1 protein-coding gene is annotated in these 288 nt (G+C 61.1%); it reads left to right on the forward strand.

From position 1 onward, the window contains the following. Window positions 1-41: 41 nt before the first annotated feature. Window positions 42-288 (forward strand): cupin domain-containing protein (locus QWY28_RS23495; RefSeq protein ID WP_300955329.1); only part of this gene is annotated, 247 nt, incomplete at its 3' end.

Below are 288 nucleotides of genomic sequence, written 5' to 3' on the forward strand. Positions count from 1 at the left end.
ACGTGGCTGAGTGGCCCGGTACGAACACGCTGGGTGTGTCCATGAACCGCGTGGACTTTGCGCCTAGAGGCACCAACCCGCCACACATCCACCCGCGTGCCACCGAGATCGGCATCGTGATGAAAGGTGAGCTCCTCGTGGGAATCCTCGGCAGCCTCGACTCCGGGAACAAGCTTTACTCGAGGGTGGTGCGCGCTGGAGAGACGTTCCTCATCCCACGGGGCCTCATGCACTTGCAGTTCAACGTCGGTAAGACCGAGGCATCCATGGTAGTCTCCTTCAACAGCC

Origin of the sequence: Nocardioides oceani (genome assembly GCF_030412965.1) — a bacterium.
GTDB lineage: Bacteria > Actinomycetota > Actinomycetes > Propionibacteriales > Nocardioidaceae > Nocardioides > Nocardioides oceani.